Origin of the sequence: Microbulbifer epialgicus (genome assembly GCF_041447265.1) — a bacterium.
Lineage (GTDB): Bacteria > Pseudomonadota > Gammaproteobacteria > Pseudomonadales > Cellvibrionaceae > Microbulbifer > Microbulbifer epialgicus.
Genome location: NZ_JBGMEK010000024.1, coordinates 35114 through 52068, shown reverse-complemented (window position 1 = coordinate 52068; position 16955 = coordinate 35114). Strand labels below are relative to the sequence as shown.

Genomic DNA, 16955 nt, shown 5'->3' with positions numbered 1-16955 from the left:
TGCCTATCTATTATTCCCACCATCGTAAGGCACAGCCACATCTGGCTGGGGCTATTTAATAGCCCAAGTAGTTACTCTTCTAATTATCTGGAGATAGATATGAGCCGACCCACTAAGCGCTTTGCTCCTCAGGAATCTTATAAATTATTTATTGGTGGTGAATGGGTTAATAGCAACTCGGGGCGTACGATGGACAGCCTCAATCCTGCTACAGGCGAATTACTGACTCGCATACCGTTGGCCGATTCAAGTGATGTCGATGCTGCTGTCATTGCGGCAGAAAAGGCGTTCCCCACCTGGAAACTTACTTCCGCTATTGAACGACAGGATGCACTGCTCAAAATTGCAGACATGCTTTCAGAAAAGAAAGCATTTTTCGCCCACCTTGAGGCATTGGAAACCGGCAAGCCAATTCGCGAAACTTCAAATATTGATATCCCACTGGCCATAGACCACTTTCGCTACTTTGCAGGGGTTATCCGCTCTCACAGCGACGAAGCGGTGATGATTGATGATCAAACCATGAGCTTGGTATTCAGCGAGCCAATGGGTGTAGTCGGTCAGGTAATCCCATGGAACTACCCTCTGCTGATGGCCGCCTGGAAGATTGCACCCGCTATCGCAACCGGTAACACAGTAGTGATTAAGCCATCCGAGATGACTTCATCCACCCTGCTGGAGCTGACCAAGATTTTCAAAGAAGTATTACCAGATGGTGTGGTGAACGTTGTCACCGGCGTAGGCTCAGAAGCGGGCCAGGCTTTACTGGATCACCCTAAAGTCGCGAAGCTGGCCTTCACCGGGTCTACCGGCATCGGATATAACGTGGCCAAAGCTGCGGCTGATAAATTGGTGCCAGCTACATTGGAGCTGGGTGGCAAGTCGGCCAATATCGTATTCCCCGACACAAACTGGGAAAAAGCACTGGAGGGCGGAGCCCTGTCTATCCTGCTGAACCAGGGACAAGTCTGTGAGTCTGGTGCCCGTCTTTTTGTGCACGAAGATATTGTTGAGCGTTTTACTACGGAACTAAAAGCCAAGTTTGAAGCCGTGAATGTCGGCGATCCGATGGACCCCAACACACAGATGGGCAGCCAGATTAGTGAAGCGCAAATGAACCGTATTCTTGGTTACATAGATATTGCCAAAGAAGAAGGTACAAAGATCCTTACCGGCGGTAAGCGGCTGCAAAAACCTGGATTGGAAAAGGGTTTTTATATTGAGCCGACAATTATTACCCATGCCGACAACGCTATGAAAGTCGCACAAGAAGAAATCTTTGGCCCAGTTGTGGTAGTGATTCCATTCTCCTCTGAGGAGGAAGTTATAGCGATGGCCAACCAATCCGATTATGGCTTGGCAGGTGCTGTTTGGACTCAGGATATAAACCGTGCACTGCGCGTTGCACGAGCCGTGGAAACAGGCCGCATGTGGGTGAATATCTATCATGAACTCCCTGCCCATGCACCGTTCGGCGGTTATAAGAAATCCGGTATCGGGCGTGAAACCCATAAATCGATTATTGATGCCTACACGCAGAAGAAGAATATCTTTATCAGCCTTAATGAAAAGCCCTACGGTCTTTTTTAAGCCTCACTGCAATAAGCTTTTAGCAGGAAAGTAGTTATGAAAAACGAAGCACTATTCAGTGAAATCAACCTGGGCCCTTACACCCTGAAAAACCGCATTGTGCTGCCGCCGCTTACCCGATCGCGTAGTTCACAGCCCGGTAACATCGCTAATGATCTGATGGCCAACTACTATGCTCAGCGAGCTGGTGCGGGCTTTATGGTTACAGAGGGCACGCAAATTGAGCCCCGCGGCCAGGGTTATGCCTGGACTCCCGGAATTTATTCACAGGACCAGATCGAAGGCTGGAAAAAAGTGACCAAAGCCGTACACGATCTTGGCGGTATTATTTTTGCCCAGCTTTGGCATGTGGGGCGTGTATCCCACACATCACTACAACCGGGTGGAACGGCTCCTGTTGCGCCGTCTGCAATTCGTGCAGATGCGGTAAAGGTATTTATTGAGACAGGGCCAGGGCAAGGTGCTTTGGCTGATCCCAGTGAACCTCGTGCACTGACAACAGAAGAAGTTAAAGAACTGGTGCAGATCTATGCCCAGGCAGCACGCAATGCTTTGGAAGCAGGCTTTGACGGCGTTGAGCTGCATTGTGCCAATGGTTATCTTGTAAACCAGTTTATTTCTGAACATACCAATCAACGCGAAGACGAGTATGGCGGTAGCCTGGAGAACCGACTGCGTTTTCTCAAAGAGATTGTTGCAGCGGTATCAGCAGAGGTAGGCAATGATCGACTCGGCGTTCGATTTGCTCCGCTGTTTGAAAGTACCGATGAGGACCGTGTTTATCTTGGCCTAGTGGAGAGTGGCCCACACACAACTTATATCGAAGCAATCAAACTATTGAACGAGGCGGGAATTGCTTACCTATCTTTAGCAGAAGCGGATTGGGATAATGCACCGGATTTACCTGAGAATTTCTACCAGGAAGTACGAGATATCTTTGGCGGGCGCATCATGTATGCCGGCAAGTATTCCCCAGAGAAGGCTTTGCGGGTGCTGCAGGCGGGTAACGGAGATATCTTTGGTTTTGGCCGCCCTTTCATTGCCAATCCGGACCTTCCCAAACGTATTCGCAATGATTGGACTCTTAATAAGGTTGACCCGGAAACCATGTATGGCGGTACCGATAAAGGCTATACCGATTACCCTTCTTACCAGCCATAATTTTTAACAGTTCCTTAACAGGATATAAAAAAAGCCCCAGTAATTGAAGGTTACTGGGGCTTTAAACTTACTCGTAAAACTTCTTGGATTCCTGAGGTAATTTTCAGTTTTTTCCAGACACTAAAATAACTATTAATCGCTTTGGACACCTCGACTAAATAGTGATTTACTTCGAGGTGATTATTAAAAACTAAAAGTCCACTCGGGCATCCAGTTCGAAGCCCAGGTTTCCAGGACTTTATCAAGGCCACTCAACACCATAATCCCAAGCAACAAAAGTATGGCACCAAGTGCTACTTTGCCACCAACAGCAAAAGCACCAACTGATGGTGATAAGCGGCTATAAATTTTCCGTGATAGCCCGCCTGCCACCAGTAGCGCAGCGCCGGTACCAAGCCCAAAAGAAAACATCACCATAAATGACTGGCCTAATTGCTGGCCCATGGAAGCAAGCGCGATTGCTGCACCTAGCGTCGGACCTACGCAGGGCAACCAAATAATTCCGGTGAGAAAGCCGATACCAAACTGCCCGGCCCAGGCGCCATCACCAATAATACTCGCCCCTGCGGTAACTTTCGACAAACGCAGAGTCACCCAGTCGGAAAATGGTTTGATCAGCAGAATAAGGGCAACGGCTACAAGCAGGATTGCCGCGATATAACGAAATAGCTCTGGGTCCAGCCCTAAAGAGACCAGCAGGAAACTCAGCACAGTTCCAGCCAGGGCAAATGACAAGCTGAGCCCTACGGCGAGCGCATAAGGCCCCCAGCGCCCAGCACTGCTGGAGGCGCCAACCACCATTGGCACCAGTGGCCAAACACAGGGGGAGAGAATACTAAGTGTGCCCGCAATCAAGGCCAGGGGGGTGGCGCTGACTTCAAGCATTTTCGCCGCAGGCCTTAACTGAGTTAAAGATATTCTGGCGAATAACATCAGCGCGTGTTTCAGCAACACTGAACCATACCTGCTTGTCCCCACGATAGAGCAGCAGAGTTGACTGCCTGGGCGCACGGAAATGCTTTACCCACTCTTTTTGCTTGTCGAAATTCACATTAAGGATTGTGAGGCCACACTGGGGGTTATCTTTCTGGAACTGCGCAAGAATTATGCCCTGCTTCTTGCAGGTAGGGCACCAGTCTGCCCGCACATCAATCAATACGGGTTGCTTGGCAGCTTGCAGCTCTTTGAAGCGCTCTTCGGAGAAAGGCTCTCCGGCTGATGCGAAGGGCACGGTGAGAAGGAGGGATGTTACGAGCAGGCTGGGTAGGAGTAGGCGAAGTACTTTCATGCTTATCATATCCTCAGTATTAAAATAAACACCCCAGTGGAAAGGTAAAATTGGGTGCATCGCAACCTTAGTCGGTGAAACCGACAATTCATTACACTTGATGGCTAAGAATTTCATAAGCTCTTTGTTGACTCTTACTTGTACCTTTTACATTTGCCAAAGCTTTACTACTATCCCGTGCATTATCCGAGTTGTTTTATAGTGAAACGAATTTCGCTGTTTTTCTCACCACCATACAAGAATGCCAGAATCCTGGTTAACTAGCAGACCAGGAAAATAAGATGTAGAAAGTGAAGTTAGTCCAAGAGACTGAGCAGTGAGTTAAGATGGATATACTACTGGGTCAGAAGTAAAGAATACTCTGCACTCGAGACGCGCTGTGAGTACATCCCTGTAAGCTCATAATCGGCATCCGTGCCTCATGCGGTCCCGAGCGCGGAGTATTCTTTCCTTCCCCCTTTTTAGTACAAAGCTGAATTAATAGCTTTTCACTTTCGGCCAATTCTTTTTTGTATTACTACCAGTAGCAGTGGAATGATCAGCCAACCCAAAGACCAAACTACAGGACTGATGAATGCAAGACCAATAGTCAGTACTGCGACAGTTGGCTCAGTAATAGCGCTTTTAAGCACGTTATCTTTTTCCTTGCTGGTCAAGGATGTATTGGCGAAACCCTGCTTACGAGCATACTGCCAGGCTGCAATCCCGATAAATCCTGATAGCGCAAGGCATACGCTCTGACCTACGGTGGATGAGATACTGACTAACTTGGGGTCACTAATCGCAAAATAGAGATAAAAACACACGACCACTTGCTGCAATAACACCAGCGAAGTATGTACATTATTGGATTGTTCAACCGGCCCAAGTAATTTATGCGTCAGGTTCCACTGCACCAGAGTTAACCCGACAGCAATAAACAGGCGGAAAAGTTCTTGAGAATGTTCCAGTAAAAGGCTTAGAAGACCAAACTCAAGCTTTGTCCAAGCCATATCCTCCCCGGAAGGAAGGTATAAGACGAAGTTGACGAATAGAAGGGCATAAGCGACATCAATAAAGTTTTCAAGTCGCCGAAGCCGGCTATGTCTTATTGCAATAGTTCCAGTATCTATATGGCGCATAAAGGAGACCAGACTTTTTAGTCACAGTGAGTCTCGTTATAGCAGACACCGAATACTTGGGTGCCTCTGAATGATTTCATTATATCTCTGAGGGATTTGAAGGCTTCAGAGGTTAGGCGCAGTTCGCAGTGAATGGCCTTAGCTCTTTGCAAGAACTGCAACGCAGCAACTCTGGTCTTCAAGCCCTACCCAGCGGACGCTAGATTGCCAACATAAGCGACACACACTTACCATAATTTCTAGTAGGCTCAAGTTATTTAACATGTTTACAGGCCGGGTATTTATATGGAATACCGCATCGTCAATCTGTTTTCTAAGCAGTAGCCAATATTTTTCCTTTTCAGGAAGAAACGCCTCTGTAGCTCGTTGGTATTTTCGTTCAACCTTAACTTCCAAGAAGGATACGGCTTGCCAAAATATATATTGAAACTAGTTTCCGTGCGATCAACTGATGATCCACGAATTCACCACATTATCGAAGATTATGGTTTTACACATTGCTTAATTATGGGTTCCCATGGTATTCCTGGCTTATTTGTACATAAGCTAACCAGCCTACACCCAGCGGCCTCCTTCGCTATCTCTAAGTGTGTCGGTTGTTGTGGAAATCTAGGTATAATCTGCTCTATCCATACAACCTCACCATCCTTCTGCCTCATTACCAGCTCAATTCTTGACCGACCACATTGATCATCAAAACCCAATGCCATACCTACTATATTTATAACATCTCTATCTGAAGAAATTCCATCCCCACAAAATAGGGTTACGGTGCGGCCATCAACTATAGTACTTTTATCTCCTACTAAATCATAATGACATTTATGCATATCTTTGAATATGCTAATCTAAATCTATTGTGGGTACGCTCGTGGATGACTCCGCCAATATCTCAAAAGCAATCAGCATTGAAAATACGGTTATGATTAAGCACTAAATTTTCAACTTCCACCCAAATATTGGGCAGAAGTTGATTTAGAAGAATGGCTGATTTATAAACAGCACAATGTAAAGCGTGCTTAATGCCTTGCGGGCCTTTGTAAATTTACTTTTTGGCTTGGCTCTTGTACTAGTTGATGAGTTTCAATCATCCTATCAATTTTTGATGCACAGCTGCGATAACGATCTCGACGAGTGACACCTTCAATTTGATCCATACCTTTATAAATTTTTTTGCAACTAAGTAGAATAGAATTCAGTTCATCACTACTAGGGCGATATCGTTCTTTACAGCGCATGGCATCAATTCGGGCCTTTTCAAGAGCTGATTGTCTACGCGCTTCACCAATTTCGGTCTCCCATTGACCAGATACTAAATCCAAGTAAGCAATATGACTGCCCTCTGTAATTCCAAAGGATTCTACGCCAACTCCAAGGAAGTCATTACGGGTTCCGAGAGGCTCACCTTGAACGAAATAATTGGGGGTAACGAAGTTAGAGACCTCAATATTATCTATAGAATAGCTAAATCGCTCTACTGCATCGCACACCTCATAAGCATGCAAGGCAAGTGCATCTGGATGGCGAGGATCTGGCCCCGGAACAAGAATGTTAGCGATAGGGTCAACTATCATCTCTAAAAATTCATGAGAGAAAGTGACCGTCCAGTTTTCTAAAAAATCAGTGAAGACGAAGCCAAATGGAGTTTCTCTATTATTTAGAGAATGGTATCCCAATGCCCCAGGAAGAGTCGCTTCGTCTACTAAGTAAATTACAGCAGAGCCACGAACAGGATCCTCCTGAAGAATATTATTGGGCGCAGGAGAATCACTAGGATGAAAGGAGGAGCGTGAAGTTTTAGTATGCGTCCTGAGCCCCAGATAGGCATAAAATCCTCAGTTACTTGCCGGTTCAGGGCCCGTATCGCATCTTGAATCTGCTGGTCGTTCAAATTAGTTGAAAAGTTAATGACTGAAATTACTGGCAGATACATAATATAAGGACTCCAAAAACAGGAAATTACTTTAGAAAAAAGTAATTCTCATCTTTACATTTAGAACTATAAAACAATAAATAGCTAAAGGTAATTGATTCTCCAATTAATTCTTTATTGATCAAAAAAAATTTTTCCCTATCTGAAACCTCAAGTCAGTCTAGCACTTAAAAATTAGATGCATCTTAACATTGCTTATATAGCATACAAATTTTTTGTGAAATATTTCTAATTCCAATTGAGAATACTCTTTTTGAATCATTCTATTTAGTTAGAGTGTAGAGCCTCACGGGACAAACAATAGGTTGACATAAAGTACACTGTCTCGAAGATAACAAACGACGTATAGCACACCAGAAAAGCACTGAGATTACCTTCTGGTTATATGGGCGAGAGCAAAAGGGACGCTATCGCAGCAAGGCACTCATGACACAATTCTTAGGTGGGCAGTTTGGTACAAATATTGGCATGGGAAAAAATAATACTTGAAAGCTATATGATTGCTACTCTTCACAAACACCAGTTTGAAGGTGAACGAGGTAATTGAGAGCTACAACTAACACTGGGCGATAGAAACTCCATTCCATGAATTGAAACAATCGTGGGGAGTGAAAGAGGCTTGGCAAAAGACATGGCAAGTATTGAGTCGCTGGATACACATTACCAGTATAGGCTATCGGCTGATTCAATTATTGGCGATCGTCGGTAAGGACAGCGTTAATAAATTGGGTCAGATAAATCCTTGGCAAAGTCGGAAGCAAAAGTAATTGCCGCACCCAAGGTGGGGCCTACGCAAGGCAACTAAATTATTCTTGTAAGGCGGCTGATACCAAACTGCCCCATCCAGGCACTATCACCTGTAATGCTCTTCCCTACGGTGCTTTTCGACAAATATTGAGTCACCTAGTCGGAAAAGCAGCACAAGGGCAACAGCTACCAGCAGGATTGCAGCAATGTAACGGAATAGCTCTGGGTCAAAGCCTAAAGAGACCAACAGGAAACTCAGCAAATTACCAGCCAGGGCAAATGACAGGCTGAGTCCTATTGCGAGCGCATAAGGGCCCCAGTGCCCTGCACTGCTGGAAGCACCAACCACCATAGACACCAGTGGCCAATCACGGGGCGAGAGAATGCTAAGTGTGCCCACAATCAAAGCCAGCGAGATAGCATTGAGTTCAAACATTTTCTCCGCAGGCCTTAACTGTGTTAAAGGTAATCTGGCGAATTACATCGGCGCGGGTTTCAGCAACACTGAACCGAACCTGCTTGTCGCCACGTTAGAGCAACAAGGATGATTGCCTCAGCGCACGGAAACACTTTACTCACTCTCTTTGCTTATCGAAATCCACATTTTGGATTGTGAGGCCCCACAGGAAGTTATCTTTCTGGAACTGCGCAAGAATCATGCCCAGCTTCTTACAAGTAGGACACCAATCTGCCCGCACATCTTTCAATACAGGCTGCTTCACGGCTTGGAGCTCTTTTAAACCGCTCTACGGAGAAAGCCTCTCCAGTTAATGCAAAGGGCACAGCGAGCAGTAAAGTAGCCACGCGCCGTGAAGAACTTTCAAGCTAGTGATATCCCAGATGAAAAGATGCAAGCCTTGATGAAACGGCAAGTTTGGTTGCTTTCCTAGCTTGGTTATACCAGGTAGCAAATTCATACATTTGATAGCTATTTCATTGGGTATCTCATCTACACCTGAAATTCTAAGAACCACGACATATCTAAGGATTCCCATTGCCGGCAGGGTTATTACGCCACCTGTAGAGTCTATCTATCCACTTACTCACTTGATTGCTGACAATATACTTATAAGATCCCGCAGGTAATTTTTGCGACAGTAACATGTGTGTCCAAAAGCTCTACAGCGGTATTCAATTCAGATGGATTCAGGTCATAAAATGAAAAAACTCTTTGTCCCAATGGCCATTGCTCTCGCCGCCGCCTCCTGCATGAAACTTGAAGTCAAACCGGGCCGGGTTATTGGGGATATCGTGGATGCCGACAAAGAGGCTTACCAGAGCATTCAACGCAGCCGCCGAGGCGAAGAGGAGAGGAACTTTTCCCACAAAACTAGTTACGATCCTGCCATCTCCAATGCGGCCAATATTGCTGGCTGCAAGGAGGAGTTGGCGGAGGTGGCCAAGTTGTCCAACTTGGTGGTGTCCCAGGTGATCTCAGAGTATTCGGAATTTCTGGTTAAAGACTGTAATAAAACCATCTACTGCTCAATGCAGGCCGTTGTGCGCCCTAAGGCATAAACACTGCAAGAGGCCAGTAAAAATGCGATTGTGAACTGGTTTGGGCCTGATTACAGAAAGCTGAACCCGCTTTTACAGCTTCTGCATACGCAGGGTGCCAAGCTATACGGAGAGGCTTTAGCTCAGGAATTGCGAGGTGAATTGAACGACGAAGGACGCGCAAACTGGGGAGCCGGCATAGTCTGGCAAGGTGCCTTTCGCTGTAGAAATCCATCAATCATCGGAATAACTGACCTAGCCTCGCATTTTTGCCAATACCCGTACCGTCACTTCAAAATTTTACCCAGTAAAGACTGATCAACAAGGTGGTTACTGAATTGAGTCCACTGGCCTGGTCAGGTTTCAACGGCGAGTGGTGGCTGGCAATGGTTGCAGCGTTCAGTATCTATTTCTCGTATTCCTATTCCAGCAATACTAAGGCCAAAGCTTTCCGTTGTAAAAGCAGTTGTGAATGGGCTCTACCAGTTTGAGGAGAAAGTACCCTTGCCTGTGCTGGACTTTACCTTTGCTTGCTTAAGCATATTGCAGGAAGATGATAAAAGAATGATCGGGTAGATCCTTGTGGCTAACTATGCACTTGTCGCGGGAATAGACACAGGATAGTCTCGATCAAAATGATAAGAGCAAATTATGGAAACTGAACTGCTATCGCTTCGTGCAGAGCTGGCCCTGCTGGAGCGGGACAATCAGCGCCGACTGGAGACCTTTGAGCGGCGGCTATCGGCGCTCGAAGCGCAACTGAGGCGTGATGATACAGCGCAAAAAGAACCCCTGGCAGAAAGCACTGCGGAATTAGAGGATGAGTTGGCCCTACTTATGGGCACCCCCTCCGAGCCCCGCCAAACCGTTGAGCAAGCTCATCCAGCACCCATAGCCTCTGCAACAGCATCACCCGAACTTATATCTTCTGGACCCAAATCACCTCCTCAAAAAGCCGGAAAAGCGTCAGTAGCCACCCCATGGTTACAAGAAGGGCTGGCCAGCCTATTGACACCAGCCCTGGAACCACTCAATCGTGTGTGGGAGCCCCTTGCAAACTTTTATCGCCATTACCAGCGCCAGGGTAAAGCCCCGATATTCTTTATGACCGCTGCCGGCATACTGGCGCTGGTGTTTGGCTTTGCATACTTGCTGCAGTTCTCTTTCAACAACTATTTGGGCTCGACCGGTAAGATTACCCTGGGCTTTCTGGTCGCGGCTGCAACAACTTTTGGTGGTGTGACTTTTAGCCGACGTATGCCCTATATGGCCGACTACGGCTCCGGGTTGATAGCACTCGGGGTGATTCTTCTCTACCTGTGTGGGTACTTTGCTGGGCCCTACTACCAGTTGGTGTCTATTTCTGTTGGCATCGGCCTATTGGTGATTACGACAGGGCTCTCGTACTTACTCGCTCTATTATTTGTAACACGAGTGGTATCCATGGTGACCCTGCTGGGTGGAGCCACCATGCCTTTAGTGGCGAATCATTTTGACCCTTCAGCGCTTGTTTATCTCAGCTATTTATTAGCACTCGCCCTAGCCATGCTGCATTTGTCCAGGCAGATACGCTGGCCACAGCTTGCGATAGTAACCATGGTACTGAGCGCCGCCATGTTTGAATTTTCGATCTCAAACCTAGATGAGGCTGCATCTACCTGGGGGCCATTGTTGATATTGCACGGCTTCTTTTATGGCTTTGCTCACTACGCTTTACGAGGACTGCGTTCTGAATTAATAGAATCCAAGGGGCTGGAGCGAAGGCGCCTGATTATTATTGCCATAAATCTGGTGCTGTTTATCCACATCAGCTGGTCCATGGCCCCCAGTAGCAATACCTTGGGCATTGTGTGGCTGCTGAACCTTCTGCCCTGGATGGCACTGGCCATTTATTCACGCTGGCTGTTTGGCTACAACACTGCCAGTATTTCCGCGCGTGTTGTACAGAGTATGGCTCTACTACACGGTGGGTTACTGGCAGGCTTGGCAATCCTGGCGTTGTGCAGCCCCGCGTTACTGGGGATTGTCTGGTGCCTTGAGGGATTGCTGCTGATTTTTCTCGGTGCCCGTTTTGGTTTTATCAGCGTGCGAAGCGAGGGTTACATCGCCCTTACTGCAGCAGGCCTTACTATGCTGTGGCAAGCTCTGGCCTGGGTAGCTGGCGGAATTGTTCCCGCACCAGTGCTGCTGTCGTTGAGCGCAGATGCTGGCTGGGGTAACTGGCTGGCACTCTGTGCGGCAGCCTTCACATTAACCCGGCTATTGCAGCACTGCGCAGACCGAATTACTGCTGCTGAGCACCATTTAACCACTTTCGCAGATAACGCTTTTGTGGTGTTTTTATCCGCAAGCTTCCTGCTATCGGTCGGAATCCTCTGGCCTCAGGGCATGTGGCTGCTTGCCCTGCTGCCGATGGGCTTTTTGATCTGGCGCGGCCAGCGCACTGGCTCAGCATTTAGTGAATGGTTTGGACTCAGTCATTACTTGCTGCTGTTTGTCCCGCTGTTGGCGAGTGCGTCGGTTGTGGGTAACTTACATTTCTATGATCAAATACCTTACGGGAAGATTGCTAGTGTGGAGGCTTTCCTTAGCTTGTGGATGATTGCAGCTCTGTACAAACACCTGAATATGCAGTCCACAGGCTTCTCTCTGGCACTCAATTTGCGCAAGCTGTTTTACGCTCTGGTACCAATATTTTTCCTGCCGACAGTACTTTATAAGGCCAACGGCTACTTCCCCATCGCCGTTTGGCTGTCTTGCGCTATCGCCCTAGTACTCTATACCCGCCTGAAACTGGAGGTATTGAAACAGGAACTGCGAATCTTGATCACAGGCGCAAGCTTTGTAACAATAATCAGTTGTGTCCTGCAGGAATTTGCCAACTGGCAAGGGTTTGCCATGAGTGGCTTGCTGTTGGGGCTGGTATCAATGGCTGCGCTATTGTGGATCGGTCAGGGGTTGCGGCGAAAGGCAGCCGGGCATGACTGGCAGTTAACCCTGCATCGGGTACTTAAGCCACTCTTCCCATTGGCCTTTTACTATCTTGCGGCAACGCTACTTATTATTAGCTATGCCCTAAGCCGGGACTTTGCACTGGCACTTTTACTAGGCCAGCTGTACTTCGCCGGTCTGTATATTTTTAAACCCAAATTAGCGCCGCTACGCAACCAGTTGACCCCGCTTTATATGCTGAGTCTGCGCCTGTTTGAGTTTATTACCTTGCTGCAAGTTACAGCAGTAATTGCCAATTCCAGTAAGGCACCGATGTTGGGGCTGTATAACTTGGTGGCCCTGGGAATTGCTTCGCTGCTGGTTTATCAGCGCTTCTTCGCCAATAGAGCCGTATGGCCTGACCGCAGGCTGTTTAACTTATGGGCGCTGCACTTGACAGCGATCCCTGTTTATATCGCCCTTTTGGCGCAGTTGCTAGAAACCATGTGGCTGCCGGCAATATCCTTTGCCCTGGTGGTGCATGCAACGCTGTTGCTGTTCCAGACCCTGAAACCAGAAACTCAGAAATTACTGAAGCTCTCACTAGTTTTGTACGGCACAGCCGCACTGAAGATTGTGCTCTGGGATATGCAGGACTTCTCACTGATACAGAAGATTGTGGTTTGTATGCTGGTGGGCCTGTGTATGCTGGGGGCAGCGTTTCAGTATCAGAGGTTCTTATCCCGGAACAGGCTGCCTCAATAGGCGGCCTGTCAACCGGTAACAGGAACGGGATGCCTGATACTTACAGTCTCCCGATTGCTTACTTGCCACTTAAAAAGCAGTATCATTAGAACCAACAGAAAATATAGTTAGAAATGCCAGCAGTAATAATCTCATAGCCAAAGAATGAATATCCCTTTAGATTTCAACAGTATTTCCAATCAACTTCCCACTAACAGCTTGGTTAGAGGAAAAAACTACTTTCGAAATGGCTACGTTGAGAAGTTTATTATTTCCCAGGGTGGTAAAACCATCACTGGGAGGGTAAGCGGTTCTTATGCAAATCACTACAAACAGTATATAGAGATAACTGAAAACCCAGTATCGGGGACATTTGAAATTGATGGCGAGTGTTCCTGTCCAGTTGGATATAATTGTAAACATGTAGCCGCAGTACTGATGGCAGTTATCAATAAGAATCAAGAGACATCCAAGCAGACGTTAAAGGGGACAAGCTGGGATCATTGGCAGAAAAACGTTGCAGAAAAACAGCGTGAAGTCGTATTGGACTCTCCATCACAGCGAGACCTGCTGTACACCCTGGATTGGGATGATCGATACCCTTCCGCACAAGCCAGAATTAACGTTTATTCAGCCCGACCACTCAAAAAAGGCGGCTATGGTAAGCCTCAGCGCGAGTACTTCCATATCAACAGCAGCCTTGCCATATCAAAAATTGACCAGAAAATTTTTGGCCTTCAACAACTGCTTTCACAATCTTTCTTCAGGAAAACCATATCTGGGGAGGAAGGTGCGCTTCTGTTGAGAAACCTGCTAGATAGTGGGCGCTTCTTCAGCGATATCGATTCTCTAACCCCGATTCGTGGGGGGGAAGCGGTCAAACTGGAACTCAGCTGGGAAGAAAGCAAGAACGATGCACAGCTGCAATTAGATGTGCCAGACCTCCCCAACGGCTGGAAGCTGATACCCACCGAACCACCTTGTTATTTTTCCCCTCACGAAAACATCATTGGCCCTATCATAAGCCCATTGGGTGGTGAAGCTCTAAATGACTTCACAACTATGCCCGCCATTTCTAAAAATGAAATGGGCAATGCTATTACCTTTCTTAATAACCACTATGGCAGTGAACATTTACCCACTCCAAAATCACTGCCTATTATACAAGTGAATGATGTTTTGCGACCGGGCTTAATTCTTAAATCAACTCCCATCCCGGGAGGGATTGAAAGTATTCATACCGCCAGTTTTCATATTCAGTATGGCCCGGTAATAATCCACGCAGAGGAAATTCTTACAGAGAATCGCCCAGAAAATAATATCTACTCCCAACAAGACAAGCTTTATAGAGTAGAGCGGAATTTTCATCACGAAGCGGCTGTACTGAAAGATCTCATGCAATGGCAGTGGAGTTTGGGTGCTAATGAAGCCGGTGAGCCCACTCTGTTCTTCGATGATGGTGAAACCAATCAAACGCCTATAGAGCGCTGGCACGATTTCCTCAACGAGGGTATCCCAAGACTTGAAGAAGCTGGCTGGATCGTTCAATTCGAAGATGACTTTTCTCTAAAAGTACACGAGATTGAAGATTGGGAATGGCAAACAGAACAATCTTCCAATGACTGGTTTTCCCTGAGTGCAACCGTAGATATTGAAGGTCAGCCCATTCATCTGGCTCCGCTATTATTGCAATATTTGGAATTGGGATATACGGCTACCGATGAAGACGACATTTTAGTTCCTCTCGGCTCAGACCAGTATATCCGTCTACCCAGTGCACTATTCCGCAACTTATATGCCGTTTTAGAAGAATGGTATGACAGTGAATCCCAAAGTTTCAAGGTACCCAAGTTCGCGGTGCCAGAGCTGCCTAATGCCGATTCAGCCTGGCAGGACAATAAAGATCTAAAAGTCCTTGCTAAAAACCTGCAAAAGGGCCCGCAAAGTGTAAAGCCACCCAGAGCGCTGAAAGCACAGTTGCGCCCCTACCAGCAAACTGGTTTTGAATGGCTGCAACATCTGCGCAAACTCAATATGAATGGCATTCTGGCCGACGATATGGGCCTGGGAAAAACCTTACAGGGATTGGCTCATATTCTCAAAGAAAAAGAGAGCCGGCGCCTGATAAACCCCGCTCTGGTGGTTGTACCCACCAGCTTAGTGGGTAACTGGCTTAACGAAGCCCATCGCTTTGCCCCAACATTAAAAGCACTACTACTTCACGGCAGTGAGCGGCATGAAAATTTCTCGCTCATTCCAGAATCTGATCTGGTTATAACCACCTACCCGCTTATTGTGCGGGATAGTAAAATATTAAAAGAATATAACTTTCATCTATTGATTCTCGATGAAGCCCAGGTCATTAAAAATCCTAAATCAAAAGCGGCACAATTACTCCGTACCCTCACTGCTCAGCACAAGGTATGCCTGACCGGAACACCGCTGGAAAACCACTTGGGCGAGTTGTGGGCACTGTTTGACTACCTGATGCCCGGCTTCCTACACAGCCAGAAAAGGTTTAACGGCCTTTATCGAAATCCCATTGAGAAGCAGGCTAATAAGCACAAACAACAGACTCTGAACCAGAGGATCGCTCCCTTTATTTTACGCCGCACCAAGCAGGAAGTTGCCACTGAACTCCCCCCAAAAACAGAAATTATCCAGCGGGTTACCCTCGACACCGCCCAAGCCGCACTGTATGAAACCGTGCGCTCGGTAATGGAGAAGAGGGTTAGAGACCTGATGAAAAATAAAGGACTCAACCGCTCCCATATCGAAATTTTGGATGCCCTGTTAAAGCTGCGACAAATTTGCTGTGATCCCGGCCTGGTTAAACTGGAGAAGGCAAAAAAGGTTAAGCAATCGGCCAAGCTGGAAGCGCTGATGGATATGCTCCCGGAAATGCTAGAGGAAGGCCGCAAGGTACTTTTATTCTCCCAATTTACCGAGATGCTCGGCAAGATTGAAACGGCCCTGGAAGAACAGGCAATACCCTATGTAAAACTCACCGGGCGAACCCGTAAGCGCCAGGAAGCGATTGACGCCTTCCAGAATGGCGATATTCCTGTGTTCCTGATCAGCCTGAAAGCCGGGGGGGTCGGCTTGAACCTCACTGCTGCCGATACGGTTATACACTACGATCCCTGGTGGAATCCGGCAGTAGAAAACCAGGCAACCGACCGGGCATACCGGATCGGCCAGGACAAACCGGTCTTTGTGTATAAATTTATCTGTGAAAATACCGTCGAGGAAAAGATCATCGATATGCAGGCTCACAAGCAGGCGTTGGCTGATGCGATTTACAGCAAAGATGGGGAAAATATAACCATGGATTCTGAACAGTGGCTGTCACTGTTTCAGGATTAAATCACTCGATAAGGGTTCCATCGGAGCCCTTAGCCCCCCTAGATTGATCCAATCGATAAACACCGATAACGCCCCTTAATTACCCTTTTTCCATCAATAGTTAAACAACCCACCATTTTCAGGTAGGATCACAGGTGTATTAAGGTAAAAGTCCAGCGTTAAGCCAAGAAGTAGAAAACCTTAGCCTTCTTTACACTAGCTGAAACATCCATTGGAGGGAATGTGTCAGCGATAGAGTCCAGCCAGTCCACGGCGATTAAGGCCATTGTTATTATGGCTTTTAAAAAACCAAAGACTCAACCAATTAATTCAACGTAGTAGAAATTTGTAAAATGCAGCACCTTTGGTCGCGGCAATGAATATTGGCACGAGAGTGATAAAGACCTTCTGGAGCAGCTGTCTGCCTGAAAAGAATTTAATTATTTACATTGCTCGCCATTAACCTAACAAACAATCGAGTTTACGCTTTAGCAATTGTACGCTGACGCAGGCCAAGGCCGGCGCTAGTGCGTGAGTTGCCTGCAGTTCCGCTTGCTATATCAGTAATTTATTGCAGGCTTAGCTTAATGGTTCAGCA

The 16955-nt window shown here is 47.0% G+C and carries 11 protein-coding genes; 5 read left to right on the top strand and 6 right to left on the bottom strand.

What is annotated here, in order from left to right; all coding sequences use genetic code 11:
- Positions 1 to 99: 99 nt before the first annotated feature.
- On the top strand, positions 100 to 1590 hold the full coding sequence (locus ACCI49_RS12155) for an aldehyde dehydrogenase family protein (protein WP_371839268.1): 1491 nt from the start codon (positions 100 to 102) through the stop codon (positions 1588 to 1590).
- 36 nt (positions 1591 to 1626) lie between these two features.
- Positions 1627 to 2751: an alkene reductase gene (locus ACCI49_RS12150; RefSeq protein ID WP_371839267.1), complete on the top strand. Its 1125-nt coding sequence runs from the start codon at positions 1627 to 1629 to the stop codon at positions 2749 to 2751.
- Between the two features lie 183 nt (positions 2752 to 2934).
- Here the strand turns inward: ACCI49_RS12150 and ACCI49_RS12145 are convergent, their stop codons facing one another.
- From ACCI49_RS12145 to ACCI49_RS12120, 6 genes are all read right to left on the bottom strand, one after another.
- Positions 2935 to 3636: a cytochrome c biogenesis CcdA family protein gene (locus ACCI49_RS12145; RefSeq protein ID WP_371839265.1), complete on the bottom strand. Its 702-nt coding sequence runs from the start codon at positions 3634 to 3636 to the stop codon at positions 2935 to 2937.
- Positions 3629 to 4039: a thioredoxin family protein gene (locus ACCI49_RS12140; protein ID WP_371839264.1), complete on the bottom strand. Its 411-nt coding sequence runs from the start codon at positions 4037 to 4039 to the stop codon at positions 3629 to 3631. The genes ACCI49_RS12145 and ACCI49_RS12140 overlap by 8 nt, the downstream gene beginning before the upstream one ends.
- Positions 4040 to 4527: 488 nt before the next feature.
- Positions 4528 to 5160, bottom strand: coding sequence for a hypothetical protein (locus tag ACCI49_RS12135; protein WP_371839263.1), 633 nt, complete (start codon positions 5158 to 5160; stop codon positions 4528 to 4530).
- 1019 nt (positions 5161 to 6179) lie between these two features.
- Positions 6180 to 6836 carry a hypothetical protein gene (locus ACCI49_RS12130; protein WP_371839262.1) on the bottom strand — a complete coding sequence of 219 codons (657 nt, stop codon included), beginning with the start codon at positions 6834 to 6836 and terminating at the stop codon, positions 6180 to 6182.
- Between the two features lie 1110 nt (positions 6837 to 7946).
- Positions 7947 to 8276, bottom strand: coding sequence for a hypothetical protein (locus ACCI49_RS12125; RefSeq protein WP_371839260.1), 330 nt, complete (start codon positions 8274 to 8276; stop codon positions 7947 to 7949).
- 139 nt (positions 8277 to 8415) lie between these two features.
- Positions 8416 to 8562, bottom strand: coding sequence for a thioredoxin domain-containing protein (locus ACCI49_RS12120; protein ID WP_371839259.1), 147 nt, complete (start codon positions 8560 to 8562; stop codon positions 8416 to 8418).
- Positions 8563 to 8998: 436 nt separating this feature from the next.
- On the opposite strand from ACCI49_RS12120, the gene ACCI49_RS12115 reads away from it, so the two are divergent.
- The 3 genes from ACCI49_RS12115 (at position 8999) to ACCI49_RS12105 (ending at position 16378) form a co-directional block, all read left to right on the top strand.
- Positions 8999 to 9358 (top strand): hypothetical protein, encoded by a 360-nt coding sequence (locus ACCI49_RS12115; protein WP_371839258.1) that lies wholly within the window; start codon positions 8999 to 9001, stop codon positions 9356 to 9358.
- 630 nt (positions 9359 to 9988) lie between these two features.
- Positions 9989 to 13033, top strand: a complete 3045-nt coding sequence (locus tag ACCI49_RS12110) for a DUF2339 domain-containing protein (protein WP_371839257.1) — start codon at positions 9989 to 9991, stop codon at positions 13031 to 13033.
- A 144-nt stretch (positions 13034 to 13177) separates the two neighbouring features.
- On the top strand, positions 13178 to 16378 hold the full coding sequence (locus ACCI49_RS12105; RefSeq protein ID WP_371839256.1) for a DEAD/DEAH box helicase: 3201 nt from the start codon (positions 13178 to 13180) through the stop codon (positions 16376 to 16378).
- The last annotated feature ends 577 nt before the right edge of the window (positions 16379 to 16955 follow it).

Bases quoted from the DNA above. Each gene is read 5' to 3' on its own strand.
- ACCI49_RS12125 (WP_371839260.1), bottom strand. From the start codon at position 8,276: ATGTTTGAACTCAATGCTATCTCGCTGGCTTTGATTGTGGGCACACTT.
- ACCI49_RS12150 (WP_371839267.1), top strand. From the start codon at position 1,627: ATGAAAAACGAAGCACTATTCAGTGAAATCAACCTGGGCCCTTACACC.
- ACCI49_RS12105 (WP_371839256.1), top strand. From the start codon at position 13,178: ATGAATATCCCTTTAGATTTCAACAGTATTTCCAATCAACTTCCCACT.
- ACCI49_RS12140 (WP_371839264.1), bottom strand. From the start codon at position 4,039: ATGAAAGTACTTCGCCTACTCCTACCCAGCCTGCTCGTAACATCCCTC.
- ACCI49_RS12155 (WP_371839268.1), top strand. From the start codon at position 100: ATGAGCCGACCCACTAAGCGCTTTGCTCCTCAGGAATCTTATAAATTA.
- ACCI49_RS12115 (WP_371839258.1), top strand. From the start codon at position 8,999: ATGAAAAAACTCTTTGTCCCAATGGCCATTGCTCTCGCCGCCGCCTCC.
- ACCI49_RS12145 (WP_371839265.1), bottom strand. From the start codon at position 3,636: ATGCTTGAAGTCAGCGCCACCCCCCTGGCCTTGATTGCGGGCACACTT.
- ACCI49_RS12110 (WP_371839257.1), top strand. From the start codon at position 9,989: ATGGAAACTGAACTGCTATCGCTTCGTGCAGAGCTGGCCCTGCTGGAG.
- ACCI49_RS12135 (WP_371839263.1), bottom strand. From the start codon at position 5,160: ATGCGCCATATAGATACTGGAACTATTGCAATAAGACATAGCCGGCTT.